Origin of the sequence: Metabacillus crassostreae, assembly GCF_016908395.1 — a bacterium.
Classification (GTDB): Bacteria; Bacillota; Bacilli; order Bacillales; family Bacillaceae; genus Metabacillus; species Metabacillus crassostreae.
The window spans coordinates 19,019-45,405 of sequence record NZ_JAFBDU010000001.1; the positions used below are offsets into that span (position 1 = coordinate 19,019).

The window sequence follows — 26,387 nt, forward strand, 5'->3', positions numbered from 1 at the left end:
ATTGCTTCTTGTCTATTTTTTTAACGTTTTATTTTTATGAATACTCATATACTTTGAGTCAAAGGGCTTGTATTTTTATTCTTGACACGATGAATATGGCTCTATAATCTTAAAAGTGATAAACAAAAGGGAGTGGTACAGTTGAAACAAATGGTGAAAGAATTTTTAGAATACATAAAAAAAATGCAAGCTTATGATGAGGCTATTAACGTCATGTACTGGGATATGAGAACAGGTGCACCGAAAAAAGGGATTGAGCAGCGTTCTGAAGTCATTGGAATGTTATCTACAGAAGCTTTTGAAATGCTAGTTTCAGATCAAATGAACAATTATTTAACAACGCTATCTCAAGAAGGTGTATATGAAGAATTAGATTTTGTCACTCAAAAGGCAATTGATCTCTTAAAAAAAGAATACAAAAAAAATAAAGTCATACCTGCTAAAGAGTATCAGGAATATGTAATTCTTTGCTCAAAAGCAGAAGCAGTATGGGAAGAAGCTAAGGAAAAATCAGATTATCAGCTATTTGCTCCTTATCTTCAAAAGCTAGTAGATTATAATAAAAAGCTTATTGATTATTGGGGACATAATGGAAATAAATATAATACTCTTCTTAATGAGTATGAACCAGGTATAACTGTCGAATTATTAGATGAAGTTTTTGCACAGGTTCGTGAAAAAATCGTTCCATTAGTAAGAGATCTTTCAAATTCACCTAAGCAACCAAAAACTGAGTTTTTGAATAAGCATTTTTCAAAACAAAGTCAAAAGGAATTTAGTGAATATATTCTCAAGGAAATCGGCTATGATTTTGACGCAGGAAGACTTGATGAAACTGTCCATCCTTTTGAAATTACATTAAACCGTGGAGATGTTAGAGTTACGACAAAGTATGATGAATCAGACTTTCGTACCGCCATATTTGGAACAATCCACGAGTGTGGACATGCTATTTATGAACAGAACATCTCCGAGGAGCTTGTAGGCACTCCCTTATGTAGCGGCACATCTATGGGAATTCATGAGTCACAATCTTTATTTTATGAGAACTTTGTTGGCCGAAATAAAGAATTTTGGGCAGTTTATTATAAACAATTACAGTCTCACTCAGCAGAACAGTTTTCAAATGTAAATTTAGAGGAATTTTACCATGCCATTAATGAGTCAAAACCTTCACTAATCAGAATTGAAGCAGATGAACTGACTTATCCACTACATATAATGATAAGGTATGAAATTGAGAAGGCTTTGTTTAATGATGAAATAACTGTTGACGAGTTGCCACAAATATGGAATCAAAAATATAAAGAGTATTTAGGCATAACGCCTCCTAATGACGCTCAAGGTGTTTTACAAGATGTTCATTGGGCAGGTGGTAGTTTCGGCTACTTTCCATCTTATGCTTTAGGCTATATGTATGCAGCACAGTTTAAGCATGCTATGCTAAAGGATTTACCGAATTTTGATGAAATAGTAAGGAACGGTCAATTTGATAAAATTAAGGAATGGCTAACAGAAAATATTCATAAGTTTGGAAAAACAAAAGAGCCTCTAGAAATCCTTAATGATGTAACAGGTGAAAGCTTGAACGCTAGCTATTTAATACAATATCTTGAGGAGAAATATCGAAATATATATGAAATCTAATGACGAGAAGTAAGGATTTCAGGTAACATAAATAATATTTTTATAGTTAGTTTTATACATTAGGTAATTAAACCACTTTATTTGTTCATTAATTATGCACCTTGTCCTGAGAGTTGAATATAATGTAAAAAGAATTCTCAGGAGTGATTTAAAATATGAATTTTAAATCGTTAATAAGTAATATGATAAATAATAGGAAGAATAATTTTAGAGAAAAAATGAAAAAGCAAAACAAATGTCCTGAATGCCGAGGTCAAGGCTTTATCATTCCATCTAGCATGTATATAACTAGTTCTTTAGAATGCCATGCGTGTAATAGTACTGGAAGATATACTGATTGGGAAAAACGGAATAATGATGATTACTAAAAGAAGAAAATGATTGAAAAAAGGGTTTGGAATGTATTCATTCCAAACCCTTTTTTTGGCTTTATTAAGATTCTCGCTAAAAAAGAGTAAAACATTGAAATGTCTATGATTTACCTTTCTAATAACATCTCTTTTTGTTCCTCATATTCCTCTTCTGACAAAATCTCTAGGTCGTATAATTCTTTAAGTTTTTTTAATTTCTCGAAATTGTCGATTGCTGAATCAACTCTTTGACCTTTAATATCGTTTATCTTAGTTTCAATTGTTTCTTTTAACTCAATGATTTGCTCAAGTTCATGTTTTGTGAAATCGATTGTGTTTTTTTGTTTTTCCTTTTTATTACTATTTGATCCACAATCGATTACCAACTCTCCATTAGATGCAAAACCAGGTTTTTTTAAGGTTATTGTTACAATATTCTTATATGGTATTAAATTTATTTTATTGAACTTACCTAAAAGGCCTTGCTGTACTAGTTCAATACTACTTTGATAGAGATAAACTGTAACTTTATTACCTTTTTTGAAAATATATTCTTTAAATGCTAACTCTGCCATTATAATCCCCTCTTCTAGTGAACAATAGAATAAACTGATTCATTTTACAAATATTTCAATTATAAAAGAAACTGATCGAAATAAATCTCACAATGCTACTACTAATAATACTTGGAATTTGACAATTACTCAATTACTAAAAAATAGGTTTAAAAAAACATTACTTGTTTATAGTAAGAAAAAAGAGGTGTAAAGCTAATGAATTTCTTACAAGCATTAAGTGACTGGAATAAATCAAGAAGAGAGCAATATAGAACAGAACTGGAATCGATAGGTAAATGTCCGGATTGTAGAGGGCAAGGCTACAATATAATTATATCAAGTGTGTATATACCTACATATGAGTCCATTCTTGACTGTCATAGTTGTAACGGAACTGGTTCTTATTCTGAATCTTAATTTGTACAAACCCTAATTATATTTAGTGTCATATTTAAGTAGCATTTGCACAAAATAGATATGGTTTTAAATTGTGATGGGGAGTTGTGGACAATGAAATGGCAAAAACTTTTACTTTCCAAGCTAATAGAAAGAAAGGATAAAAAAGTGGCTCTTGCAATTGATACGTCAACAAACGAAATAAACAAGATGTTTAATTGAGAATATTATAAAATTGTTTAGTGAAGTAAGCCCAAATGCTTTTTTAATACAAGCTGATTTTAAGATAAGAAGTATTTCACCTCTCAAAGAAAATATAATGATCTATTATAACCACGGCAAGTCATCATACACAGAGGTATTAGAATGGGTAGAAAAGGAAGAAATTATTACATTATTTTATATAACAGATGTAACAGGGTATTTTTATGAAAATCTAGATGTAAGAAATGAAGTTTTTTGGTTAGTGCCTTATGAATTTGTTCCTAAGGTACCTTTTGGTAAAGCAATTCGTGTGGCGTAAAGTTTGGCACTTAAAGAAAAGCGCTTAATAAAAGGTGCTTAGCATATAAGGGATAGTCACCTAAATAGACGAGATTAACGAAAAAAATAAATAAAAATAGGCTGACAAATAGTCAGCCGTTTTTGCTAATTTATACACAAAGAAATAGAAAGGTTTCCATGCTCTGTTATTTCTATAGGTATTGTAACAAATGTTTCATATTTTACGTTTTGTAAGTCTGAAAGAAACTTCGGAGTTGAGATATCTGTAGTAAAACCTTGGTTTGAAAGAAGTGTGGCCAAATTACCAGTTAACATATTGGCAAATTCACCAATAAATGATTGTAATAACTCACCAGTAACAGGCATACCAAACATTCCTTCTCCGATCATACTGTAAACACCTGTTTGTCCTTGAATGAGGATAGCTCCTGTTAATTCACCATTAAGGTCAATTTGAACAGAGTGAAGAGTCTGATCAATAGGTATTACATTTGTTGTATCTTCGATTGAATAGGGGACTGTAAGTAGCATTTTAATTGAAGCCATTGTTCCATCTAATAATTGATCTATCACATCTTTATTCATCTTCTTCCTAGTTCCTCCAGCCTATAGTTGTTACTTTATATTAGCATAAAACATATTAATAGAAGTACGTTTTACACAAAAATAATAAATTTTTGTTGAAATTTGTAAGATGATCAAAATTAATTAATTTTCGCTGCAGGATTAATTCTTTTAGATTATATAACCTTATATTAAGGCGATGTTACTAACATAAAAGTTACAACCAACTATAGTTATTTTTGAAGGACTATATTACTAAAGAGGTGTATGTTTTGAAAAATGAGAGAACTGAATCTAAAATCATTTTAGCTAAAAATGGAGAGGAATTTTGCCTTAGAAAAGCAATGGAGGAAGATGCTCCTCAAATTATAGATGCTGTAAAAAAAATTATCGATTCTGGTACATATATTCAAAAAGAAAAACCAAGAAGCATTGAAGAAGAACAGAATTTCATTAAAGAAATGCATCGTGCCAACAATATGTATATTGTTGTTGAAAAGGAAAAGGAAATTGTAGGTATTGCAAGAATAATCAAAGGGGAATTAGAAATGAAGAGTCATACAGGGCTCTTTAGAACATGGTTGATAGATCGTGTACAAGGTAAAGGGATTGGTAGTGAAATCATGACATATACATTGAACTGGTGTCGAGTTAATGGCTTACACAAATTATGTTTAACTGTGTTTTCATCTAATGGATTAGCGCAAAAACTTTATGAAAGATATGGTTTTGTTACAGAAGGTATACAAAAAGAGCAAGTGAAAATAGGTAATAAATATGATGATGAAATTTTTATGGCTTATTTTTTAAATTCTTAATATTATTATTTTGAACACAGTATATCTTAAGTTAAGTATTGAATGGATTAGTCAAAGATTTGGAATGATATTGTTTGTCTTAATCTCTATAGGTAACAAAACCATTTATACCAAATATTCTCAATGAGAAAGAACATCTTTTATTATATAATAAGAAAGCACAACAACAACTCCTTTAAAACGTCTTCCCGAAAAATTTGGGAAGGCTTTTTTTGTTTTTTACAGGATAATATTGTATATCATTGGAAATAGTAACCTTATTGAATTTGAGGTGAATGAAATGGCAACAATTTTATCAGTTGGTAAAGCAATACCTGAAAATGAAATAAGTCAAACTACAGCTGTTGAACTTTGCAGGGAAATCTTTAGTGATTCCTTTAAGGATATTGATCGTTTATTAACCGTATTTAGTAACGGTCAAATTGAAAAAAGACAATTTGCAGAGGAGCTTACATGGTATCAAAAGGAGCATTCCTTTGCAGAAAAAAATGATTTGTATATTGAGAAAGCTGTAAAGTATAGCGTAGAAGCAGTTAAAAATTGCCTCTCCAATCAACAAATATTAAGCAGACCTATTGCTTTTGAAGAAATAGATGCTATTTTTTTTATAAGTAGTACTGGTTTTTCTACACCTAGTATTGATGCGAAAATTATGAACCAGCTTCCCTTTAAGAAAACAACAAAACGAATACCGATTTGGGGTTTAGGTTGTGCAGGAGGTGCAAGTGGTTTATCAAGAGCTTATGAATATTGCAGAGCATATCCTGATTCAGTTGTACTAGTGATTGCTGTTGAGCTTTGTAGTTTAACTTTTCAGCATGATGATCATAGTAAAAGTAATTTAATCGGTACTTCATTATTTGCCGATGGTGTTGCTTGCACTTGTATTGCCGGAAAATCATTCAACTGGAAAGAGAGATCTAAATTAGCTGCTTTACCTGAAATTATTGGAACTAGATCAACTTTAATGAAAGATTCTGAGGATGTTATGGGATGGGATATCAAGAATAATGGATTGTATGTTATCTTTTCTAGGAATATCCCTGCAATTATTAAGAAATGGTTAAAACCACAAATTATTGAGTTTCTTAATGAGCATCATCTAACTTTAAAAAAGATCAATCACTTTATCGCACATCCAGGTGGGAAAAAAGTTATTGATGCGTACATAGATGGGTTAGGTTTTACTGAGGAACAACTATTTATTTCTAAGGAAGTACTTAAAAATCATGGCAATATGTCATCAGTAACTGTTATGTACGTTCTGGAAAAATATTTAATACAAGAACTAGGTCAAAAATCAGATTTTGGAATAATTGGTGCATTAGGACCTGGGTTCAGCTCTGAATTATTATTAGTTTCTTGGAAGGGGTAGATAGTTAAATGTTTTATGTGTTTTTTTCTTTGTTAATATTACAAAGAATAACAGAGTTAGCAATAGCCAAAAGAAATGAAAAATGGATGATCGATAGAGGCGGGATTGAGCATGGAAGGGAACATTACAGGTTTATAGTCGCTCTTCATACATTATTTCTTTTATCCCTTTTGTTTGAAGTTATGATGTTTGAGCGGGAGATTTCTGTTCTATGGTATTTATTGATTCCAATTTTAATTATCACACAAATGATTCGGTATTGGGCACTTATGAGTTTAGGACCCTATTGGAATACTAAGATTATTATTGTTCCAAATGATATTGTTGTCTCCAAAGGTCCATATCAGTATTTAAAACATCCGAACTATATTATAGTAGCAGTGGAGATTTTAATCATTCCACTATTATTTCAGGCTTATGTAACAGCTCTTATATTTACATTATTAAATATTGTCATGATGACAGTTAGAATTCCTACTGAGGAAAAAGCACTACAAAAATACACGAATTATCATGAAGCTTTTAACTCGAAGTCTAGATTTGTTCCTAGAAGATAATGAATAGCCAGACTTTTTCAAATATATATTGAAAATGATTATCATTGATGATAAAATGAATTTACATTGAAAATACTTCTCATTGAAAATGGAGGTCTTCTACGGATATGACGATGTTATTTGTGGGTGGTACCGTAATTACTTACAGTCTCTTGATTGGTTACATATTAAAAAATATTGATGCTCAAAAAGCATAATTCGAGTCCACATAGAATGTGGGCTTTTTTTGTTAGATAACTTACTATTCAAAGACATCATGCTAAATATAAAGCTTAATGTTATTTTAGACTGGAAAAAAGAAGAAAACTTCATTTGTTTTTTCTTTAATATAAGTTAAAATAGAAATATTTAATTTAATTCGATAAGATATAATTAATTTATATTAGATAAACAAAGGGGATTACTATGACAGCGGCTTTAACAAATGAGTTCATCCAAAAAATAAAACAAATTTATGACAATGTTAATAAAAAGGATACTGAAAATGGACGAAAACTATTAGAAGTAGCTAATAAGCTATACAATGAGAAGTTATACATAGCTTTTGCGGGTCATTTTTCTGCTGGGAAATCGACTATGATTAATAAATTGTTAGATGAACAAATATTACCTACAAGTCCTATTCCCACAAGCGCTAATTTAGTGTTACTTGAAAAAGGTGAAGAACATGTATCATTATTTTCAAATAGGAATGAAGAAATAGAGCTAACTGGTCAATACTCAATTAATCAAATTAAGGAGTATTGTAAGCAAGGTGATGAAATTGAGAGAATATCAATTAGAAAACCCTATCAAAATCTTGCAGAAAATGTAGTGATCATGGATACTCCTGGTATTGATTCAACAGACGCTGCACATAAGCTATCTACAGAATCAATGGTCCATCTTGCTGATGTTGTTTTTTATGTAACAGATTATAATCATGTTCAATCTGAGGAGAATCTTTCGTTTGTTGGGGAAATGATTGAACGTAACAAAATGATTTTTTTGATTGTTAATCAGATTGATAAGCATGAGGAAAATGAAGTTTCGTTTAAGGACTTTAAAAGTCAAATTAATGAATCATTTTCCGAGATAGGATTACATGAAAATGATGTCTTTTTTACAACTTTAAAGAACGATAATCATCCATATAATGAACTAGAACACATTAAAAAGCTTATAACGACAGTTGTTCATAAAAGAATGGAATATATCGAAAGAAATATTCAAAACTCCGTTGAACAAATACTTGAAGACCATATTGAACAATATCAAGAACATCTAGAGATAAATAATGAAAATAAAGAAGAGCTCCAAAATTCATTGAGTAATGAACTTGATAAAAAGAAAGCATTAGAGGACTCTATTCAATCTGAAGAAGATAAACTAAAAGAAATTAACAACGAAATAACGGAAAAAGTTGAATCGATTTTAAAAAGTGCAAATTTAGTTCCATATGAAACGAGAGAAAAAGCAGCAGCTTATATTGAGGCGGTTGATCCTTCATTTAAAGTTGGTTTTCTTTTTGCAAAAACTAAAACAGAGCAAGAACGTGATAATAGAAAAAAAGAGCTTTATGCTAGCTTATCGAAGAATCTTGAAACGCAGATTACTTGGCATTTTACCCCTTTGCTTAAGGAAGTTATTAAGAAATATGATATCCATAATAGTGAGATTGTTAATCTAACACAAGTATTTTCAGTTTCGATTACAGATAATGTGATTTCTGAAGCATTGAAGCCAGGAGCTTCTTTTAATGATCAATATGTTTTAACTTATTCATCTGATGTAAGTGAGCTTATAAAAAAACATAGTAAGTCCCAGGTGATGATGATTTTCAAAAAAATCATTGACCAAATAAGAGAAGATAAACAAAACATTTTTGACGACTTTAATCATCGTCTGAACATCTGTTTAAAGGAGATAAAGCAGAACGAAGATATTTTAGCGAAGTTTAAGCAGTTAGAAAATTACACAAACAATTTAAATCATCTTTTAGTGGATAAATTAGAAGGTGATGCCAATGATAGTGAAAATTGGTTAACAAATAATCAATTATATACTAAAACAACTCGAAGTAGTGATACACTTCGCGAAAATAAGGAAATGATAACAGAGAAGAAAACAGGAAATATAGTAGCGAAGTTTTCTGCCGATCACATTGAGAATAGAGATGTATTTATAATTGAAACAGAGAAAATTCTTAAGAACTTAGAAAATATAAAAGGTTTTAAGCAATTTATAAATGCAATAGAGGAAAAAGTAAAGAGCTATAATGATCGTACATTTACAGTTGCCTTATTTGGAGCTTTTAGTGCTGGAAAATCATCATTTGCTAACGCTTTAATTGGTAACCGACTTTTACCATCATCTCCAAACCCTACAACAGCGACTATAAATAAAATTACACAAACCACAAATCAAAAAAAACATGGAGTTGTTGATGTTAAACTTAAACCGAGTGAAAAGTTATTAACAGAAATGAATGAGGCAATCCCATCCTTAAAGGTAGAAGCAATTACTACTCTTGATATGGCAGCAGAAAACCTTAAAACACTAAAGGGCAAAAATACGACCGAAATTGAGCAAATTAAAAAGTATAAAACTGCTTTATTTCATTATCAAGAACTCACAAATTCTAGGGATGGCTTATTGGTTGTTACAACAACAGATGAAATGAAGGATTTTGTCGCAAAAGAAGAGAAATCTTGTTTAGTTGAAGAAGTGATTGTTTATTATGATTGTGCTATTACAAAAGCAGGAATTACACTTGTTGATACACCTGGAGCTGATTCTTTACACAAAAGACATACTGATGTTGCTTTTCAGTACATTAAAAAAGCAGATGCTATATTGTATGTCACATATTATAATCATCCATTTTCTAAAGGAGACAGAGAATTTCTAAGACAGTTAGGAAGGGTTAAAGATTCCTTCACACTTGATAAGATGTTCTTTATTATAAATGCAATAGATCTTGCACAGGATGAAGAAGAAGTTGATCTTGTAAAAGATTATATTAGAGACCAATTATTACAGCATGATATAAGAAATATGAGGCTGTATGGTGTATCAAGTCATAATATTTTATCTAATAAGAAGGAAGCCGAGTTTGATGAATTTAAGAGTCATTTCGAGTATTTTATCAAACAGGAATTAACTAATACATCTCTCCTTTCTATTCGTGAGGATTTAAAACGTTGTCTAGAAAGAATTCAATCTTTTATAGAGGCAGCAAATAAAGATAAAGCGGAAAAAGAACAAGAATTACAAAAGCTGCGCAAAGAAAGAGAGCAAGTTACAAATGAATTAATTGGATTAACGAATCAACATATTGTTTCAACGGTTAATCAAGAGATAGAAGAACTTATATTTTACTTAAAACAGAGGTTGTTTTTCCGCTTTAATGATTTTTTTAAGGAGGCCTTTCACCCTGGGGTTTTTCATCAATCTGCAAACACACAACAAGCTTTATCGTTATGTTTGAAAGATCTTATAAAAACAATTGAATTTGAGCTAGTTCAAGAGCTACAAGCAACATCACTAAGGATTGAAAATGTTATTTATAAAGCTATAAATGATGAATTTGTAAGGTTGTCACAAATTATTAAACGAATATCACCTTCTATTTCTGTGACAAATTTAGAAAAACAAGATATTCATACACCGAATATAACAATAGAGTTTTCTAATGATATGATCTCAATTTTGAAACCATCATTAAAGATTTTTAAGAATACTAAATCATTTTTTGAAAAAAATGAAAAAAAAGTAATGAGTGAAGATTTAATCCAACGGTTTAATGAACCGATATCTGATCTATTAAAAACGTATAACAATAATTTTGCAGCTTATTATGAAAAAGTGATCAATGAAATACATTCACATGTAGTAAAGGATATTAATGAGCAAGTCCAAGAAGGTTTTGAAGCATTATTGGATATTCAGCCTCAAAATACTGAAATTCTTAAGCAGCAAAAAAGTGATATCGAAAACACCTTAAAACTTATTTTATAGAATAAAAGATGGAGCTAGTATCTTAACATGTGGTAAAATCAATGGATATGATTGCATGTTTAGGAGGAATGAGCATGGAAGCAAAATATCATGTTTGTGCTACTTGTATTCATTTTTTGGCTGAGCGTAAAGAAGATGGTATGGTGTTTACCTGTAATCGGTTAAAGTATGAAACAAAGCCAACTTATAAATTTGATTGCTGGACTCCTAAAGAACATGTCAAAAAGCTAATGAAAAAAAGAGGTGAATTCCATGAGTAATGTTCATGAAGCTATAACAAAACATAGTAATAGCCAGCATCAGCATGTCCAAACGTTTTTAAAATTAGAAGCAAAGCGAGAAACACTAATTGAAGAAGCTGTGTTTTGTTGTGTTAATGCTTTGCCCTTTGAAGTAGATAAAATTAATGAAGTGACAGCTGAAATAAACTACTTAGCTTCTAAAGGTATTGTCCCAACAAGAAAATCAGTGACAAAGCAAATGGTTAAAGAATACGTTGAAAGAAAATATGGTAAATAACATTATCTATTTTTGCAATTCCCATTATTCAACAACCCTTTCACTTATATAAAAAGAGATTATGTGGGGAAACTAATCTTGAATATCATTGAAAGGTGAGTGTTAAAATGGGTCGTACAAAACTTGGAAATGCAAATGCTCAACGTAATAATAATAAAAAGAAAAAGAATGATTTTAATACAGAGTTTGCTTCATATGCTCAACATGAAGCACAGAAATTAAGCAGTCAGAATAAGGATTAATTTTTACCTGTAGAGTCTTCTCGAATTCTCTACAGGTTTTTTTATTTTTATGCTCAGGTGAAAAAATGATAGATACATAGCTTGCAAGCAACATGTTCGTTTTGGCGTGAAGTACCATCACAATTCCAAATTCACTATGTTATACTAACACAGGTGAAATATAATCAAAATAAAATAAGATAATTTTGAAAGAGGCGAAATAACAATGAAAAAAGATCATTTATTAATTGTTGATGGAATGGCTTTATTGTTTCGTTCATTTTATGCTACATCTGTATATGGGCAATTCATGATCAATAGTAACGGTATTCCAACAAATGCAATTAATGGACTGTTGAAGCATTTAATTGCTGTAATCGAATATACAAAGCCATCACATGTTATATGTTGTTGGGATATGGGAAGTAAAACGTATCGAAATGAATTGTTTGACAATTATAAAGCAAATAGACCTGAAGCACCAATTGAAATGATTCCACAATTCGATTTAGCAAAAGATGTTGTTGAGGCATTTAATATTCCTAATATCGGAATTGAAGGTTATGAAGCAGATGATTGTATTGGCACGTTAACCAAAACATTCGAAAATGATATGGATATTTCTATTATCACTGGAGATAAGGATATTCTACAGCTATTAAATGAACGAGTAAATGTATTAATCTTTCAAAAGGGTATTGGAAATTACAAGCATTATACGAAAGAAAACTATATCGAGGAATTTGAAATTGAACCGGCAATGTTGATAGATGTAAAGGCGTTAATGGGAGATTCTAGCGACAATTATCCTGGTGTAAAAGGTATAGGCGAAAAAACAGCATTTAAACTAATTTCCCAATATCAATCAATTGAAGGAATCTTAGATAATTTATCAGAGCTTACAAAGGGACAAAAAACGAAAATTGAAAATGACCTTGATATGCTCCATTTATCAAGAAAGCTTGCAGAAATAAATTGTGAAGCTCCATTGGAATGTATAATAGAGGATGCAAGACTAAATATTGACGAGGACAAAGCTTTGGCTAAGTTAAAAGATCTTGAATTAAAAGGAATTTATTCACTGCTTAAAAAAATATCTCCTGTTGAAGAAGCGATATAGATGAGGGAGGCGGCTTAATTCTGCCTCTCTCATTATTTTATAAGATCAGAAAGTATAAAGCTTGTACTCGCTACTTTGTTTACTTGAACCTTAGTCAATGTATCTCCAGTTTTTACGGCATGATCAAGGCTCTTTCACTTTTCTTATTATTTGGTATTTTTCTTTTTTGCTGCATTTTCAAGCTTACTTTTTGGTTCTGTTGAAAATTCAACATCCTCACCATGGCCTTGTGGATTTACACTAGGCGCTATTTGTCCGCGATTATTTCCTCTCTTTTCACTACTCATATCATTTCACCTCCCAGTTTATTATGACCAATAATTTTAAAATAATTAAAGTCATGCTTTATTGATTCACAATTTGCTTATATTGGCTATGAGATCTTGTCTGTTGTTAAAAGGTTTAGTCAGGTTCCTTAATAATTAGGCAATGTTAAAGCTTAATGTTGTTTTTAGCACTATGTTGATTGGAGGTGAATAAATCATACGCCTGCTTAGAGAAGCGTGTCAAAGGGAGACCCCGCAGGCGCGCAGGTTACGAGAAGCTCCCTAGGAAAAAAACGAACAGCGTTTGTTCTGGGAAAGCGAATGCTTGTAACGGAAATCAACAACAAAGTTTAACAGAGCCTATAATTAAGAAAAAGGAAAAGAATACTTGGCTTTAAAAGTTAAAGTTAAATGAAAGAAATTGTTCTAAAAAATTTAAAAAGATAGATATAATCGACAATTTTCGATATGATCTTCTTATACGTTTAATTTGAGGATGATTTTGAAAAAATGGGAAAAACAGTTGATGAATACGTAGATTATTTAAATGCTAAAGGATTTATCCTGGGTGAGGATGCTTATGGTTTTATCCAGTTCGGGAAACATTATACAGATGCTAATGATTCAATGGTAAACCTAGCAATTGAGCTTACGTTGAAAATACAAAAAGAATTTGATGGAGCATTTTTTATCTCATTATTAGAAATGTTTAATAAAGAATTGATAACGGATCGTAAACAGGCATTAAAATATCTACAAGCACTTCATTTATTATAAAATTCATTGCTAGCCCTATTAGTTTATGTATTTATGTATAAGACAATATCGGTTTAGTTGGGCTCCATATTCAACTATTTTGTTCAAAAAACAAGTATACCTAGGTGGAAATAAAGAAATAGCTAAAGATACTAGCTATTTCAATCTTATATTTTTTCTTAGGTCATAAGAAAATAGGCAGAACTTTACATAATGTGTAAAGGTTGGTTAAATCTACTTTATGAATCTGTATCTTACTACTATTTTAATAATTCTTTACGGTGTGTAAGCTTCGCCATAGGAATTTCCGTAAGAATCATCGCTAAAAAAATCAAAGTACAACCTAGTATTCCATTGGTAGATAGTCTTTCTTGAATAACGACAAATGCTGTGACTGCAGCAAATACAGGCTCCATGGCAAATATTAATGCAACCTTTGCAGCAGAGGTAATTTGCTGATATTTTGTTTGTATTAGAAATGCCAATGCAGTTGCAAAAATTGAAGTAATCACTAATGCGATAATAACATCGACGTGTAAGAAATCCTCCATTGAAATTGCTGAGTGATTTTCAAATATACTTGAACTTAAAAAACTAAACAACGAAACGGTAAATAATTGAATAATGGTTAATAAAAGTGCATCATGTTTCTTCGTGTATTTACTTGTAAAAACGATATGAAGTGCGAAAGCTAAAGCACAAAACAAAACGAGAAGATCTCCTAGATTAACACTAGCTATATCTGAAAGTGTCAAAAAATATAGGCCTAGTGTTCCAACTACCGAGCTAACAACTACGATTGATCTTAGTTTCTCTTTTAATATCCATAGAGATAGTAGAGGTACTATCATTACACTTAATCCTGTAATAAATCCTGCTTTAGATGATGTTGTATACAGTAACCCTACAGTTTGAAAAGCATAGCCTAAGAATAAGATGAAACCTAAAAAAACACCTGAAATTAACAATTCTTTTGTGATTCGTAAGTAAAATCTTTTTCTTACAAAAAGTAATAATAATAGGGTTGCCAATAAAAACCGAGTTCCGTTAAATAAATGGGGTGGTAAAAACTCAATAGCTTTTTGAACAATGACAAAAGTTGCACCCCAGATAAATGCTACAAATAATAAACTTGAATCTGCTACTAATTTATTCACTTTTTTTCCATCTTTCTAAATCTTTTTTCGGCACTACCTAACTTATTGCTTTAGAAAAACTTAAATGAAACAGCTTATGAGTTTATGTCATTTTGCTACGTTATTCTTTAAAGAATGTTTCAATGTACATCTAGGATGCACTATCAGCAAGCATTCAAGAACGTGCCTATTGCTTCAGTATTGCTGCTCTTGCTAACTGATCAGCAACTTTATTTTCTTTACTAGGAATCCATTTTATAAAGAATAAGTCAAACTGTTCGGAAAGTTCCAACACTTGTTGCAATAAAGGGTAAAAGGTCTTATTCTTCACAAACTTTTTTTCAATTGCTTGATCAACAAGTTGAGAATCAGTTCGAAAAGATACAACTTTATAGCCTTGTTTCTGACAAATTTCCATACCTTTAATAAGAGCATGGTATTCTGCTTCATGGTTTGTCATTTTTCCAAGAGGAAGGGAATATTGTTCAGCAGTACCATGCCCTCTAATAAACACACCTGCACCTGATAGACCAGGATCACCGGCACTTGCACCATCAACATACACCTCAATCATAGATAGAAAAGCCCCCTCTAAAATTGTAAATTGTTTCACAAAAAATTAAACAATGTTAAAATAGATACCATTATTAATTTGTGTTGAAGCTAAAGTAAATCGAATATGATTATAGCATACTGATAATATTAGTACATAAAAGAAATAATGTAGAAGATAAGCTTTTAGAAAAGTGCAAACACCTTATAGAAAATTCGTTTTCAGGAGTGAAATTAGTGAAATACAGAATTGAGTGGACATATATAACAAAAAGAAAGCTCGAAACAAGTCTTGTGTCTGAATATTTATCATTAAAAGAAGCCATTGTTTTAGCTGAGGATTTTACTTCTACAGGTAGAGTAAAGAACCTTCAGTTTATATCTGAAGATGAGCAATCTTGGAATTTAAAAGAACTTAAAAAATTCAGGGATATTGTTAAGGATGAACCACATGATGTAGTTGCTTTTTTTGATGGTGGTTTTCAAAAAACAACTGGAATTGCTGGTTTTGGTGCTGTTATCTATTATACGCAAAGTGGAAAGCGATATCGCATTAGAATGAATGAAAAGGTAGATGGTATAGGATCGAATAATGAAGCAGAATATGCTGCATTTGCTTATTTAGTTACAATCCTTGAAGAGAATGGTATTAACAAACAAAAAATTCAGTTTTATGGTGATTCGCAAGTTGTATTAAAGCAATTATCAGGAGAATGGCCTTGTTATGAAGAAGAATTTAATTTATGGTTAGATAAAATTGAACAACAATTAAAAAAGCTTAAAATAATGCCTAGTTATGAATCAATCTCCAGAAAAGAAAATACGGAAGCTGATAAACTTGCAACCCAAGCTATGGAAGGAATAGAAATAAGTAGTAAATTGATCATTGATGAGGAAGTAGAAGAAGATGAGTAAAAAGCAAACATTACAAGAATTAAGTGAAATCATTGACACATATTGTGTGGATTGTTTAGTCAAAAAACATCTACGTGAGGAAAGTGGTAAACGTTTTGCACATTCTTTTTGTATTAATCAATGTACTGTAGGATTGAAAATAAAAGATGTTGGAAAAAAGCTAACATAATTAAGAAGTAAAAAAATCCGCCTAAAAGCGGATTTTTTTTATACCAACCTATTTGATTTTCAAAAGAACAGCTATTTATTGCTTTGCTTCACTTAATTGATGTTCACATTGTTCTAAGAGCTTTTTTTGTTCAGAAATAAACAACTGATCAACTCCAGTTTCAGTTGATCTATTCATGATCTCTTTGGCATCTTTTATTGCATTTTCTGCATGTTCAAGAGCTTCAGGATCTAATTGCATTGTTGCGGACCCAACCATTTTCTGTGCAGATTTAACAGCAGCTTCAAGTTGACTTATATCATTCATTCCGCTAATTAGTCCTGTATGATTAATTTGATCCATGATCTAACACCTCCAAGTATAGTCTTTGAATTTAAAGATGAAATATTCGTTAAAAAAAACAATTTTATAAATATATCCGAAATTAAAATGTCGTGGTAAAATAGAAGTAGATATATTGTTTGTAAAAATATAGCATCTAAGTAAAGATAATGAACTATTTTTTCGCAAAATTTATAATAGAAGGAGTAGAAGTGACGGTGTCAAATGAGCCTTTAGATTCATCTATTAAAGAAGCGTTTTCAGAAATCTATAAAGATCTAGATAAATTAGTCTTTATAGCGAACAATGCAAATGTGTTTAATCAGAACGAAGTTAGTCGAATTGAAAAAGGTATTAAACAAAACGTTAAAGCAATTGAATACTTATTAATAAGTCAAAAAACGAGAACATAAATAGTTCTCGTTTTTTTGGAATTTCATGTATATATGTATTCATATTTAGTTAAACTGTTTTTGTGAAACTTTACCTATAAAAATATTTAGTGAGGTCAATAACAATAGTGAAATTAAAAAGAGATTGGAGAATATCCCCAATCTCTGTGAATTCATATGTTTATGGTTAAATCACTTTTTTTAAAGGTAGTTGATTATAACTTTGAAACGTTAGCTGCTTGTGGTCCGCGGTTACCTTCTACGATTTCGAAAGAAACTTCTTGACCTTCTTCTAATGATTTGTAGCCGTCACCTTGAATTGCTGTGAAGTGTACGAATACATCGTCTCCACCTTCAACTTCGATAAATCCAAAACCTTTTTCATTATTAAACCATTTTACTTTACCGTTTTGCATAGTACTTAATCCTCCTAATACTGTAGCACAGGTGGTGCTAAAAAAATTTTATCATAAAAAGAATATGATATGTACGAAGATGATTTGATTACAAAGGATGCTATTATATATATTCAAATTGATGATACTTTAACTATACATTAGATAAGCAAAAACCGTCAAGGATAAGTAGTAATTTTTAACAAAACTTTCTGAATTTTAAACTGAAAATAAATGATACTTTCACAAATAGCTTCATATAATGCAGTAAAGCCTTGGGGGTATTTTATGCGTAAACTTTACATAAAGGATCAAGAAGTGATTGTAACATGCAGTAGAAATGTTGATTGGGTAGGATTCCAAAGGGCATGTGCTAGTATAAGTGAGTTAGAGAATGAATGTTTACTAATAAAAAAATCATCATTAGTATTGATTTCTCAGAAAGAAAATGAATATTTTGTAGTTGAGAGAATGAATACGGATACCTTTACCTTACATATCCATTATAATATTTTAAATCAACAGGTTTATAGAGTTTAACGATCGCAACAAAACTAATATCTTAACGAAGTGAAAACTAATTAACAGGCTAGTAGGGAAGTATTTCGATAATATTCAAAAAAAACTGAATATTTAATGAATATGTCGTAAGAAAATTAGTTTTCTTTTTTGAAAAAAGGTTTATAATTATGGTAATACTAATGTAGCTTATTTTATGCTGCACAAGATGAGTACTTTACATAATCATCTTAAAATCTAAGCTGCATTTGCTAAAAGAAAGGGGAATGTACATTATGGCAGAAAAGTCTTTTACAATTACACATGAAGCAGGATTGCATGCTAGACCAGCAACAGCATTGGTGAATGCTGTTAATTCATTCACATCTGATGTGAATTTAGAGGCAAATGGACGTACTGTAAATTTGAAATCAATTATGGGCGTTATGTCATTAGGGATTTCTAAAGGTACTAAAATTACGATTTCTGCAAGTGGTAGCGATGCTGAAGAAGCGTTAGCAGCGGTTGAAAGAGCAATTACTACCGAAGGATTGGGAGAATAAAAAATGGCAACAGGATACATTCCTGTTGCCATTTTTTATTCTGTTCTCGTTTTATCTCGTTGATCTTTATTTCTTTTATTACCTTTGCTATTATCTCCAGGAATGTGTTCTTCTGCTAATTCTATTTCATGCATATTCTTTTTTGGTGAGTTTTGATTTTCACTACCATTATTAACTTTTTTGGTCATATTATTTTATCCTCCTACAGATCAAGTGAATTAATTACTGTACTGAGGTTATTTTGAACCTAATAGGAGTAAATATTCATCAGGATGTTATTAATAGTTCCATTTAGATGGTTATTCGTGCATGAGAAATGCATGTTCATTTTGGAGCGTAGCTTTCTTCGTTATTCTCCTTACTAAAGTGTTCATCAACACCGCCCATCACAAAGCTTCGTACCTCGAAATTTAAACAGTCTGAAGGACTCGTAAATTACTTTATGTACAAATTAAAAGACTGTTCATCAAAGTGAACAGTCTTTTTCTGTACTAAAGCTGTACCAATTTTTTATTATTTGTAGCTAATTTATTTTCCAATCTTTTTGAACGGTGTATCCACCCTGTATATGAGGAAATGATCTCATTATGTCTATTGATTTTAGCAACAGCCATATATGGGTAATGATTTCTATGGCGAAATCGTAAGTCCAACCAACGAACTTCGTCTCCGTTTATTCCAGGAACGATAAGTGCATGTGTATGAGCTGAATTTGCTAAAAAATGGACGACGTTTTTATCTTTTAATGACGTTTTTATTTTAGGGCAATTTTCATCATGTTTATTAAAGTGGTGAATCCATTGAAGATTTTTATATGTTACTGAACCAACATAATAGGTTGAGTTAGTTTCAATAACAAAATCCCATTTATGTAACCATATTGAAGGAATAAGTGTTAAAATACCATCCATTTCAGTAGTATTAATAATAATACCGCGTATTACCTTGTATATGAAAAACCTAATAATAATGTAAATTGCTATAAAGATATATACATAGGCGAATGTAGGTCCTGGAGAGAACCCAAGATACCATAAGATAAATCCAAGTACATGAAAAAGATAAATGATTGGGTCTATTAAAGGTAGAAAATTTAATGATAGCCATTTCTTTGTGAAGGGCCTTCCAGCCTGTGTTCCGTATGCATTCATAAGATCTAAACCAACATGTAAAACAACACCTAAAAATGTCCAAAAAAGTATAGGGAAGAAGTCAATATTACCTGCAAAGAATAAAATGATGCCGGAAATTAATAAAGACCATATCATTAGGGCGAAAACTGAGTGTGAAAGACCTCTATGATGCTCAATATACATTCCATTACCTTTAACTAATTTTATCAAATAGTCAAAATCAGGCGCATTTGAACCTAGTACAGTTCCGAATAAAATGGCATTAGCAAGTGATGGGTCTGAAGAAACAGCAGGATCGAGATAAGCCAGACCTGCTAAACCAAACCCAAAAGTGATATGAGTACTTGTATCCATTTTAAACCTCCAGGTAAGTTGTTAAACTCTTTCACCCAAAAAGATTTAGTAATTTACAGAGCCAATCATCAGTTTTTTATCTCTTATATATGATGCTTCTTTAAGCATATCCTCCAATATTAAGTCAGCAGATTGTGGAACGTGAATTTTTTTAATATTATCTTTCATTTGATTTAATCTTTTTTCATCTCCTAAAAGATTATTTACCTCATCAAATATATCCTCAATTTGATTTACTATAATTGCAGCCTTTTTTCCTTCGAAGTATAAGGCATTCTCTTTTTCCTGACCAGGAACTGGTTTATAGAGAATGACAGGTACGCCTAAAGCGGTTGCTTCAGTCAATGTTATTCCACCAGGTTTAGTAATCATGCATGAAGCGATGCGATATAACTCATCTATTCTTTCAACATAACTCATAACTTTAATTTGTTTCGGATAGCTCAATGAAAGAGCCTCAAGACTTTCTTTTAAAAGTAAGTTATTTCCGCAAACAACAACAGTTTGGGTATTTGTACTTTTGGAGATAAAGGCTTGACATAATTCCTTAACATTTTTTAAAACTCCATGTGCTCCTGCCATGATTAATAAGGTCTTTTTAGTAGGATCCAGGTTATATTTATTATAAATCTCTGCTGTGTGAATTGTTTGTTCAAACTGCGAACGAATTGGGATACCTGTTACCTTAATTGTGCTAGGGCTAATACCAATACTAATTAGCTTTTCTTTCACATTTTTTGTTGCTACATAGTATTTATCTATATTTTCATGGACCCAGATTCTGTGTAAACAGAAATCTGTTAATACGTTAAATGTAGGAATGACAGTTCCTGTTTTGCGACGATATTCTGGTACGACGATCATGGGAAATGTATTGATAATCATATCAGGCTGTTCATTTTTAACAATTTGATGTAAACGTTTGTGTCCCATTTTAAAATATAGATTCATCATACGTTTATTATAAATCTTATCTACTCCGTAATAGAAGAGGCGATAAAATTGTTTACCTATTGAGAAACTCTTCAAATAAAGGTATTGAGTTATCTCAGAAAATATAGGGAAGGATTCAGAGTAAAGGTTGCATACTACAATTTTCTCAAATCCAAGTTCTTTGCATTTGTTTTCCAATGTTTTGGCAACCTGAACGTGACCGTTACCATACTTGGCTGTTAAAATTAAAACCTTTTTCAACATTTTCACCTCAATCTAATCTGAAACAGTTCAATACAAACAAAAACAGCTCATATCAATTAATATGTTTATATGAACTGAATTTGTCTTAAAGATTACCATATAAATGTTATTTATTTATAAAGCATTTATTAAGTATTTCTTAAGATGTTAAATTCTTGTAAAATCCATTGAGATTGGTAGGCGATTCAAATCATCTATTATATGCTCTATGGTGAAATAATCAATATCACTTTTCTTATCCTCAAATAGTAATTTAATCCCAAAGATATGGTGTTTCTTGATAAACATAGTAATTTAGCCAATTAACAAAAAGAAGATGGGCATGAGATCTCCAGCAATGAATCGGCTTGTTTTTTGGATCATTGTTTTTAAAATAATTTTCAGGAATATTAATCTCTAAGCCTTTTGCTAAATCTCTTTCATATTCATCTTTTAAAGAAGTTAATTCATATTCTGGATGTCCGGTAAGGAAAACTTGTTTACCGTCTTTAGACATGACTAGGCAAACACCAGCTTTTTCAGAAACGGAAAGTATTTGTAATTCTTGAGCTTGTTCAATTTGTTCCTTGAAAACATCTGTATGTCTAGAATGTGGGACATAATAATGATCGTCAAAGCCTCTCAATAGTTTTACTGTAGGATCAATGATTTCATGCTCGAATATACCGAAGCATTTTTTTTCCAATTTATACTTATTTACGCCATAGTGATGGAAAAGTCCTGCTTGTGCACCCCAACAAATATGTAAAGTTGAAGTAACGTTTGTTTTTGACCAATCCATAATGGCTTGTAGCTCAGTCCAGTATGAAACATCTTTAAACTCTAAATGCTCAATAGGTGCTCCAGTAATAATCATTCCATCGTATTTTTTATGTTGTATATGCTTAAACGTAGTATAAAATTCCTTTAAATGCTCAATCGTAGTATTTTTGGACTTATGAGTTTCAGGTCTTAGAAACGTTATATTTAGTTGTAACGGTGAATTTCCTAGTAGTCGTAATAATTGGGTTTCTGTTTTCTCTTTCTCAGGCATGATATTTAAAATAATAATGTTCAAAGGACGTATATCCTGTGAATAGGCTCTTTTTTCATCCATTATAAAAATGTTTTCTTGCTCAAGAATTTCTTTTGCAGGCAAATGATTAGGTATATTAATCGGCATAAAAAGCACCCCCATAAATTTATATTAGACTTCTTTCTTTAAAGCTGCAGCAAACTAATCGTAAGAATTCGATGGTAACTTGTTATAATCGCATGAGAGGTATATTCTATGTAGAAAAGATGCTATTAGACTTTGTGAAGTTTCTGTTTATTAGTATATAAACTACTTAATTCTTAACAAAATAAAATGTTATAGATAAAATGGTTTGTAATTCATTTTATTTTCTTTGCTTTTCAATTTATATACCAACTAATATTTATTAAAAAATTTTGATAGCTAATACACTATTATAGAAAAATTAGAAATATTTTTCAATTCAAAAATTTCTCGAATGACTATTTAGCAGGTTAGAGTGGCTTGTAAGTGGTAATTTTTGAAGCTTCATATCATATTTATGGTAAAATATTCTGAATGAAATAGTTTGCTGTTTAATATTGATATCGAGCAACAATGCAAGAAAATTGAATTATGTGAAATCTTAATTAGTCAGTGGGTTTTACTAAGATTAGCTGTAGCCCATAGTTTAGCTTTTTAGCTACTTATGAACTTGCAGCTATAAAAATAACTAAATCTGCAAGTTCATTTAGATGGATGTTAATGTAGATTAGGAAATTATTGCGAGCAAATAGTAACTTTTTATTTGAAAAGCTTACTCTTTAGGAGGTAAGAATGTTTGATCCAACTGTATTCGATAATTTGAAGGTAGTAATCGAAGGCTATATTTATGACTTGGACTTAGGGAATGAGATTTCAATTATACACCGAAGTGATGTTATTGATATGGCGACTATGTCACGTATATATTCTATTCAATTTGTAAGTGATCACTTTAGAAGTACATTTGTTCAAATTGATATTAAAATGGATCAACAGCAATTAGCTGGAGAACTCTTACAAACAATAAATAATCCGGGATGTGTTGTATCTTTAACATTTGTTGAAGACAGTAAGTCACAGGATTATGATGTTTTCTTTTATAAGAAGTTAAAGAAGAATTGGTCTGGAAATCATGATGTCAAATTGATATCAATAAAAGAACAGACGATGTCATCTATAAAATATATTCAAAAGTATCAAGTTAACTTTATTTCCCTATTTGGAGAAGATGATCTTGAGGAGCTATTAAATATTGTAGATAATGCAATTCTTTTGTTGAGAATGAAGTCAAGGAATTAACACACTACTATTTGCGCTGGTTTTTTAATCATGTAATAATGAAAAATAAAAGGGAGGTTTATGATGAGTATTTATAATTATGAAGTTGAAACGATAAAAGGTGAAAAGAAAACATTATCAGAATATAAAGATCAAGTATTATTAATTGTTAATACTGCTAGTAAATGTGGTTTCACGCCACAATATAAGGAACTGCAAAAATTATATGATGAACTAGGTGGTAAAGGCTTCACAGTACTTGGTTTTCCGTGCAATCAATTTATGGGTCAAGAACCTGGAGAAAATGATGACATAGAAAGTTTTTGTGAAATAAATTATGGAGTGAAATTTCCAATGCATTCAAAGGTAGATGTAAATGGTGAAAATGCACATCCACTCTTTGTAGAGTTAGCTGCTCAAGCTCCAGGTTTACTTGGGAGTAAGGCAATTAAATGGAATTTCACTAAATTCTTAGTTAATTCTAAGGGTGAGGTTGTTGAGAGATTCTCCCCAAATACAAGTCCTAGTGATATAAAACCGAAAATTGAGCAATTACTAGAAGAAGTCTAATACCAGGGCTTCTTTTTTTCTGTCTTTTAATAATCCATTGTTGTATTGTTTATTCTGTATAAGTTAGATAATGTCTAAGTGTAACTTTTTGTTATTCTAAAATTAAAAAGTATTGAATTTGATTTCCTGAAAGAGGAGTAATTTTGTATATATAATAACCAATGCTTATTAATTGTGATAAGGTTTCTGCGCAATGATATTGCGGCTGCTCTAGTGGAGCATGATAACTTTTGTAAATCTGTATCACTTGATTACCTTTACACTGTAATAATATAACATGCTTGCCAGTCCAAGCCTGACCTATTGTTGGTTGTGTTGGCCGTTTTAATCTTCTCATACAGAAGCTTCCTTTCATTGATTTTTTTATTGATAATATATGTAAATAGGCTTGGATTCGATACGTCCCATCCCATTAGCCTTATGGACTCTAGTAAGTAAGGAGAAAAGTGAAATGGATAAAAAGGTAGTGCTAAAGGATATATCTAATTTTGTATATAACAAATTAATAAATGAAGGTAGTGGTCACGACTGGTGGCACATTGACAGAGTGAGAAAGAATGCCTTGCTGATAGGGAAACGTGAAAATGCCGACTTGTTAACTATAGAGTTAGCAGCTTTATTGCATGATCTTATAGATGAAAAGCTTGCTCCAGATGTTCGAGTCTCTACAACTGATATAGAAGACTTATTAAAAAGGCATGAAGTGCATGTTTCTGTAATTGATCATGTGCTTTCTATTATTCAACAAATAAGTTTTAGAACCAATACTCCTCAAATGCAATTAACACTTGAAGGGAAAATCGTTCAAGATGCCGATCGCTTAGATGCGATTGGAGCAATCGGCATAGCAAGAACTTTTGCCTTTTCAGGATCACGTGGACACCTTATATATGACCCTGAAAATCAAGAAGGAAAAGATGCTATTCGCCATTTTTATGATAAGATATTAAAACTAAAAAGCTTAATGAATACTAATACTGGGAAGGAATTAGCAGAAGAAAGACATAAGTTTATGGAGTTATATTTACAACAGTTTTATCACGAATGGGGTAGAACAGAATAGAATATAAAAGCTTGATTTCTTTACCTTTTACCTGTGGATAAAATTCAAGTGCTAAGAAATATTAAGCTTAAATCTTAGCTCTATAAAAAATACGCAAGTATGATGAATATTGTCATAACTTGCGTATAAATCTATATTTAGTTTAGTAAATCTTAATTAGATTTTTATGAGTTTGGTATCCTTTTCGCTCCTAAATACCTTGCGTTCCAGTAGCTATTTGATAAGTCACTAATTGTTACACCTTTTGAAGAACTTGTATGGATAAATTGACCGTTACCTAAGTAGATTCCAGCATGTGATGGGCCGGGTTTATATGTTTCAAAAAAGACTATATCACCTACTCCTACCTTTTGCACATCTTTAGAATAATTCCAAATTTCGTTTACAGTTCGTGGTAGAAGGATATTTGCTTTCTCGTAAACATATTTGATAAAGCCGCTACAGTCAAAACCAGAAGGTGATGTACCACCCCAAACATAATTTGTTCCTATAAGAGATTTTGCTATTGAAGTGACTGATGATTTCACTTCTGTGGTTTGGATTGCTTTCACCTTAACAGATTTTAGTGTTTTTCCTTTTTTATTTCTGTTAGAAAGAAGATGGATTTGTGTTGGTGTATTTATTTTACCAGTCACATGTAAATTATTCTTCTCTTGGTATTCTTTGACAGCCTTTAATGTTAATGGACCGAAAATCCCATCTATCTGGCCTTCATAATAATTTAACGTTTTCAATTGTTGTTGAAAGGGCTTAACTTCCTCACTTTGAATTCCGTATACTAGTTCTTTGGCGGATGAATTTAATGTAGTAAGTTTTGTTAAAGTTTCTTTTCCAACTATCCCATCGACTTTTAAGTGGTGTAAACGTTGAAATTGCTTAACAGCTTCTTCGGTCTGCTTCCCGTAAACTGCATCAATTGATCCTTTATAAAGAGTTAGGTTCGTCAATTTAGTTTGAACATTCTCCACAATCTGGCCGATATGACCGTATCTAATAGTCTGTGATGTTTCAATTGATACATGTTTATGATCATTTTGCTCTACAGAAACCCCTGCTTTTACAAGTGAAGGTCCACTTAGCATTATTCCAGCAGCTACTGATGAAATAACAAATGCTTCTTTCGCCGAGCTTGCTATTGACATACTTTGTCTCTCCTAACATGA

32 protein-coding genes are annotated in these 26,387 nt (G+C 31.1%); 19 read left to right on the forward strand and 13 right to left on the reverse strand.

Annotated features, from left to right (window positions below):
* Positions 1-150 precede the first annotated feature (150 nt).
* Positions 151-1,647: a carboxypeptidase M32 gene (locus JOC75_RS00115; RefSeq protein WP_204953450.1), complete on the forward strand. Its 1,497-nt coding sequence runs from the start codon at positions 151-153 to the stop codon at positions 1,645-1,647.
* 478 nt (positions 1,648-2,125) lie between these two features.
* Here JOC75_RS00115 and JOC75_RS00120 read toward each other — a convergent pair whose 3' ends face one another.
* Complete coding sequence (locus tag JOC75_RS00120) at positions 2,126-2,572, reverse strand: hypothetical protein (protein WP_204952112.1); 447 nt, start codon at positions 2,570-2,572, stop codon at positions 2,126-2,128.
* 697 nt (positions 2,573-3,269) lie between these two features.
* On the opposite strand from JOC75_RS00120, the gene JOC75_RS24400 reads away from it, so the two are divergent.
* The gene (locus JOC75_RS24400) at positions 3,270-3,473 is read left to right on the forward strand and encodes a hypothetical protein (protein WP_239589220.1); all 204 of its coding nucleotides are present in this window, start codon (positions 3,270-3,272) and stop codon (positions 3,471-3,473) included.
* A gap of 125 nt (positions 3,474-3,598) precedes the next feature.
* On the opposite strand, the gene JOC75_RS00130 is transcribed toward JOC75_RS24400, so the two are convergent.
* A complete protein-coding gene (locus JOC75_RS00130; RefSeq protein WP_204952113.1) occupies positions 3,599-4,039 on the reverse strand; it encodes a chemotaxis protein CheX in 441 nt (146 codons plus the stop codon).
* Positions 4,040-4,290: 251 nt separating this feature from the next.
* Between JOC75_RS00130 and JOC75_RS00135 the strand changes: the two genes are divergently transcribed.
* The 8 genes from JOC75_RS00135 to JOC75_RS00165 all read left to right on the forward strand — a co-directional run bounded on the left by JOC75_RS00135 (position 4,291) and on the right by JOC75_RS00165 (position 12,627).
* The gene (locus JOC75_RS00135) at positions 4,291-4,836 is read left to right on the forward strand and encodes a GNAT family N-acetyltransferase (RefSeq protein ID WP_239589221.1); all 546 of its coding nucleotides are present in this window, start codon (positions 4,291-4,293) and stop codon (positions 4,834-4,836) included.
* Between the two features lie 280 nt (positions 4,837-5,116).
* Complete coding sequence (locus JOC75_RS00140; protein ID WP_204952114.1) at positions 5,117-6,211, forward strand: type III polyketide synthase; 1,095 nt, start codon at positions 5,117-5,119, stop codon at positions 6,209-6,211.
* 8 nt (positions 6,212-6,219) lie between these two features.
* The gene (locus tag JOC75_RS00145; protein WP_204952115.1) at positions 6,220-6,768 is read left to right on the forward strand and encodes an isoprenylcysteine carboxyl methyltransferase family protein; all 549 of its coding nucleotides are present in this window, start codon (positions 6,220-6,222) and stop codon (positions 6,766-6,768) included.
* A gap of 405 nt (positions 6,769-7,173) precedes the next feature.
* Positions 7,174-10,767, forward strand: a complete 3,594-nt coding sequence (locus JOC75_RS00150; protein ID WP_204952116.1) for a dynamin family protein — start codon at positions 7,174-7,176, stop codon at positions 10,765-10,767.
* A 74-nt stretch (positions 10,768-10,841) separates the two neighbouring features.
* The gene (locus tag JOC75_RS00155; RefSeq protein WP_204952117.1) at positions 10,842-11,027 is read left to right on the forward strand and encodes a hypothetical protein; all 186 of its coding nucleotides are present in this window, start codon (positions 10,842-10,844) and stop codon (positions 11,025-11,027) included.
* Positions 11,020-11,286 carry a DUF2533 family protein gene (locus tag JOC75_RS00160; RefSeq protein WP_204952118.1) on the forward strand — a complete coding sequence of 89 codons (267 nt, stop codon included), beginning with the start codon at positions 11,020-11,022 and terminating at the stop codon, positions 11,284-11,286. Before JOC75_RS00155 ends, JOC75_RS00160 begins: the two co-directional genes overlap by 8 nt.
* 107 nt (positions 11,287-11,393) lie before the next feature.
* Entirely contained in the window at positions 11,394-11,528 is a 135-nt protein-coding gene (locus JOC75_RS24110) for a hypothetical protein (protein ID WP_275580225.1), read from the forward strand.
* 205 nt (positions 11,529-11,733) lie between these two features.
* On the forward strand, positions 11,734-12,627 hold the full coding sequence (locus tag JOC75_RS00165) for a 5'-3' exonuclease (RefSeq protein ID WP_204952119.1): 894 nt from the start codon (positions 11,734-11,736) through the stop codon (positions 12,625-12,627).
* Between the two features lie 146 nt (positions 12,628-12,773).
* On the opposite strand, the gene sspL is transcribed toward JOC75_RS00165, so the two are convergent.
* Positions 12,774-12,914, reverse strand: a complete 141-nt coding sequence (sspL, locus tag JOC75_RS00170; RefSeq protein WP_146946082.1) for a small, acid-soluble spore protein L — start codon at positions 12,912-12,914, stop codon at positions 12,774-12,776.
* A 489-nt stretch (positions 12,915-13,403) separates the two neighbouring features.
* Between sspL and JOC75_RS00175 the strand changes: the two genes are divergently transcribed.
* Positions 13,404-13,670 carry a DUF6123 family protein gene (locus JOC75_RS00175; protein ID WP_204952120.1) on the forward strand — a complete coding sequence of 89 codons (267 nt, stop codon included), beginning with the start codon at positions 13,404-13,406 and terminating at the stop codon, positions 13,668-13,670.
* 239 nt (positions 13,671-13,909) lie between these two features.
* Here JOC75_RS00175 and JOC75_RS00180 read toward each other — a convergent pair whose 3' ends face one another.
* Entirely contained in the window at positions 13,910-14,806 is an 897-nt protein-coding gene (locus JOC75_RS00180; protein WP_204952121.1) for an EamA family transporter, read from the reverse strand.
* A gap of 166 nt (positions 14,807-14,972) precedes the next feature.
* Positions 14,973-15,359: a reverse transcriptase-like protein gene (locus JOC75_RS00185; protein WP_204952122.1), complete on the reverse strand. Its 387-nt coding sequence runs from the start codon at positions 15,357-15,359 to the stop codon at positions 14,973-14,975.
* Positions 15,360-15,574: 215 nt separating this feature from the next.
* On the opposite strand from JOC75_RS00185, the gene JOC75_RS00190 reads away from it, so the two are divergent.
* A complete protein-coding gene (locus JOC75_RS00190; protein WP_204952123.1) occupies positions 15,575-16,252 on the forward strand; it encodes a reverse transcriptase-like protein in 678 nt (225 codons plus the stop codon).
* Positions 16,245-16,421: a zinc-finger domain-containing protein gene (locus JOC75_RS00195; protein WP_204952124.1), complete on the forward strand. Its 177-nt coding sequence runs from the start codon at positions 16,245-16,247 to the stop codon at positions 16,419-16,421. Before JOC75_RS00190 ends, JOC75_RS00195 begins: the two co-directional genes overlap by 8 nt.
* A 75-nt stretch (positions 16,422-16,496) precedes the next feature.
* Here the strand turns inward: JOC75_RS00195 and JOC75_RS00200 are convergent, their stop codons facing one another.
* The gene (locus JOC75_RS00200) at positions 16,497-16,763 is read right to left on the reverse strand and encodes a DUF2564 family protein (RefSeq protein WP_204952125.1); all 267 of its coding nucleotides are present in this window, start codon (positions 16,761-16,763) and stop codon (positions 16,497-16,499) included.
* A gap of 191 nt (positions 16,764-16,954) precedes the next feature.
* Between JOC75_RS00200 and JOC75_RS00205 the strand changes: the two genes are divergently transcribed.
* On the forward strand, positions 16,955-17,155 hold the full coding sequence (locus JOC75_RS00205) for a hypothetical protein (protein WP_146946075.1): 201 nt from the start codon (positions 16,955-16,957) through the stop codon (positions 17,153-17,155).
* Positions 17,156-17,349: 194 nt separating this feature from the next.
* Here JOC75_RS00205 and cspD read toward each other — a convergent pair whose 3' ends face one another.
* Complete coding sequence (gene cspD / locus JOC75_RS00210; RefSeq protein WP_146946074.1) at positions 17,350-17,550, reverse strand: cold-shock protein CspD; 201 nt, start codon at positions 17,548-17,550, stop codon at positions 17,350-17,352.
* 267 nt (positions 17,551-17,817) lie between these two features.
* On the opposite strand from cspD, the gene JOC75_RS00215 reads away from it, so the two are divergent.
* Together JOC75_RS00215 and JOC75_RS00220 are read left to right on the forward strand one after the other, a co-directional pair.
* Positions 17,818-18,069 (forward strand): hypothetical protein, encoded by a 252-nt coding sequence (locus JOC75_RS00215; RefSeq protein ID WP_204952126.1) that lies wholly within the window; start codon positions 17,818-17,820, stop codon positions 18,067-18,069.
* Positions 18,070-18,323: 254 nt separating this feature from the next.
* Positions 18,324-18,590, forward strand: a complete 267-nt coding sequence (locus JOC75_RS00220; RefSeq protein ID WP_146946072.1) for a phosphocarrier protein HPr — start codon at positions 18,324-18,326, stop codon at positions 18,588-18,590.
* Positions 18,591-18,625: 35 nt separating this feature from the next.
* Here JOC75_RS00220 and JOC75_RS00225 read toward each other — a convergent pair whose 3' ends face one another.
* From JOC75_RS00225 to metA, 4 genes are all read right to left on the reverse strand, one after another.
* Positions 18,626-18,778: a hypothetical protein gene (locus tag JOC75_RS00225; protein ID WP_204952127.1), complete on the reverse strand. Its 153-nt coding sequence runs from the start codon at positions 18,776-18,778 to the stop codon at positions 18,626-18,628.
* Between the two features lie 303 nt (positions 18,779-19,081).
* Positions 19,082-20,077 carry a metal-dependent hydrolase gene (locus tag JOC75_RS00230; RefSeq protein ID WP_204952128.1) on the reverse strand — a complete coding sequence of 332 codons (996 nt, stop codon included), beginning with the start codon at positions 20,075-20,077 and terminating at the stop codon, positions 19,082-19,084.
* A gap of 45 nt (positions 20,078-20,122) precedes the next feature.
* The gene (locus JOC75_RS00235) at positions 20,123-21,280 is read right to left on the reverse strand and encodes a diglucosyl diacylglycerol synthase (RefSeq protein WP_204952129.1); all 1,158 of its coding nucleotides are present in this window, start codon (positions 21,278-21,280) and stop codon (positions 20,123-20,125) included.
* Between the two features lie 247 nt (positions 21,281-21,527).
* Positions 21,528-22,436 carry a homoserine O-acetyltransferase MetA gene (gene metA, locus JOC75_RS00240; protein ID WP_204952130.1) on the reverse strand — a complete coding sequence of 303 codons (909 nt, stop codon included), beginning with the start codon at positions 22,434-22,436 and terminating at the stop codon, positions 21,528-21,530.
* Positions 22,437-23,105: 669 nt separating this feature from the next.
* Here metA and JOC75_RS00245 point away from each other — a divergent pair.
* Complete coding sequence (locus JOC75_RS00245) at positions 23,106-23,612, forward strand: hypothetical protein (protein ID WP_204952131.1); 507 nt, start codon at positions 23,106-23,108, stop codon at positions 23,610-23,612.
* 63 nt (positions 23,613-23,675) lie between these two features.
* Positions 23,676-24,161 carry a glutathione peroxidase gene (locus JOC75_RS00250; protein WP_204952132.1) on the forward strand — a complete coding sequence of 162 codons (486 nt, stop codon included), beginning with the start codon at positions 23,676-23,678 and terminating at the stop codon, positions 24,159-24,161.
* A gap of 91 nt (positions 24,162-24,252) precedes the next feature.
* Here the strand turns inward: JOC75_RS00250 and JOC75_RS00255 are convergent, their stop codons facing one another.
* Complete coding sequence (locus tag JOC75_RS00255; protein ID WP_204952133.1) at positions 24,253-24,498, reverse strand: hypothetical protein; 246 nt, start codon at positions 24,496-24,498, stop codon at positions 24,253-24,255.
* Between the two features lie 114 nt (positions 24,499-24,612).
* Here JOC75_RS00255 and JOC75_RS00260 point away from each other — a divergent pair, with 114 nt between their 5' ends.
* Positions 24,613-25,224: an HD domain-containing protein gene (locus JOC75_RS00260; protein WP_204952134.1), complete on the forward strand. Its 612-nt coding sequence runs from the start codon at positions 24,613-24,615 to the stop codon at positions 25,222-25,224.
* 164 nt (positions 25,225-25,388) lie between these two features.
* Here the strand turns inward: JOC75_RS00260 and JOC75_RS00265 are convergent, their stop codons facing one another.
* Entirely contained in the window at positions 25,389-26,366 is a 978-nt protein-coding gene (locus tag JOC75_RS00265; RefSeq protein ID WP_204952135.1) for a C40 family peptidase, read from the reverse strand.
* Positions 26,367-26,387: the final 21 nt, after the last annotated feature.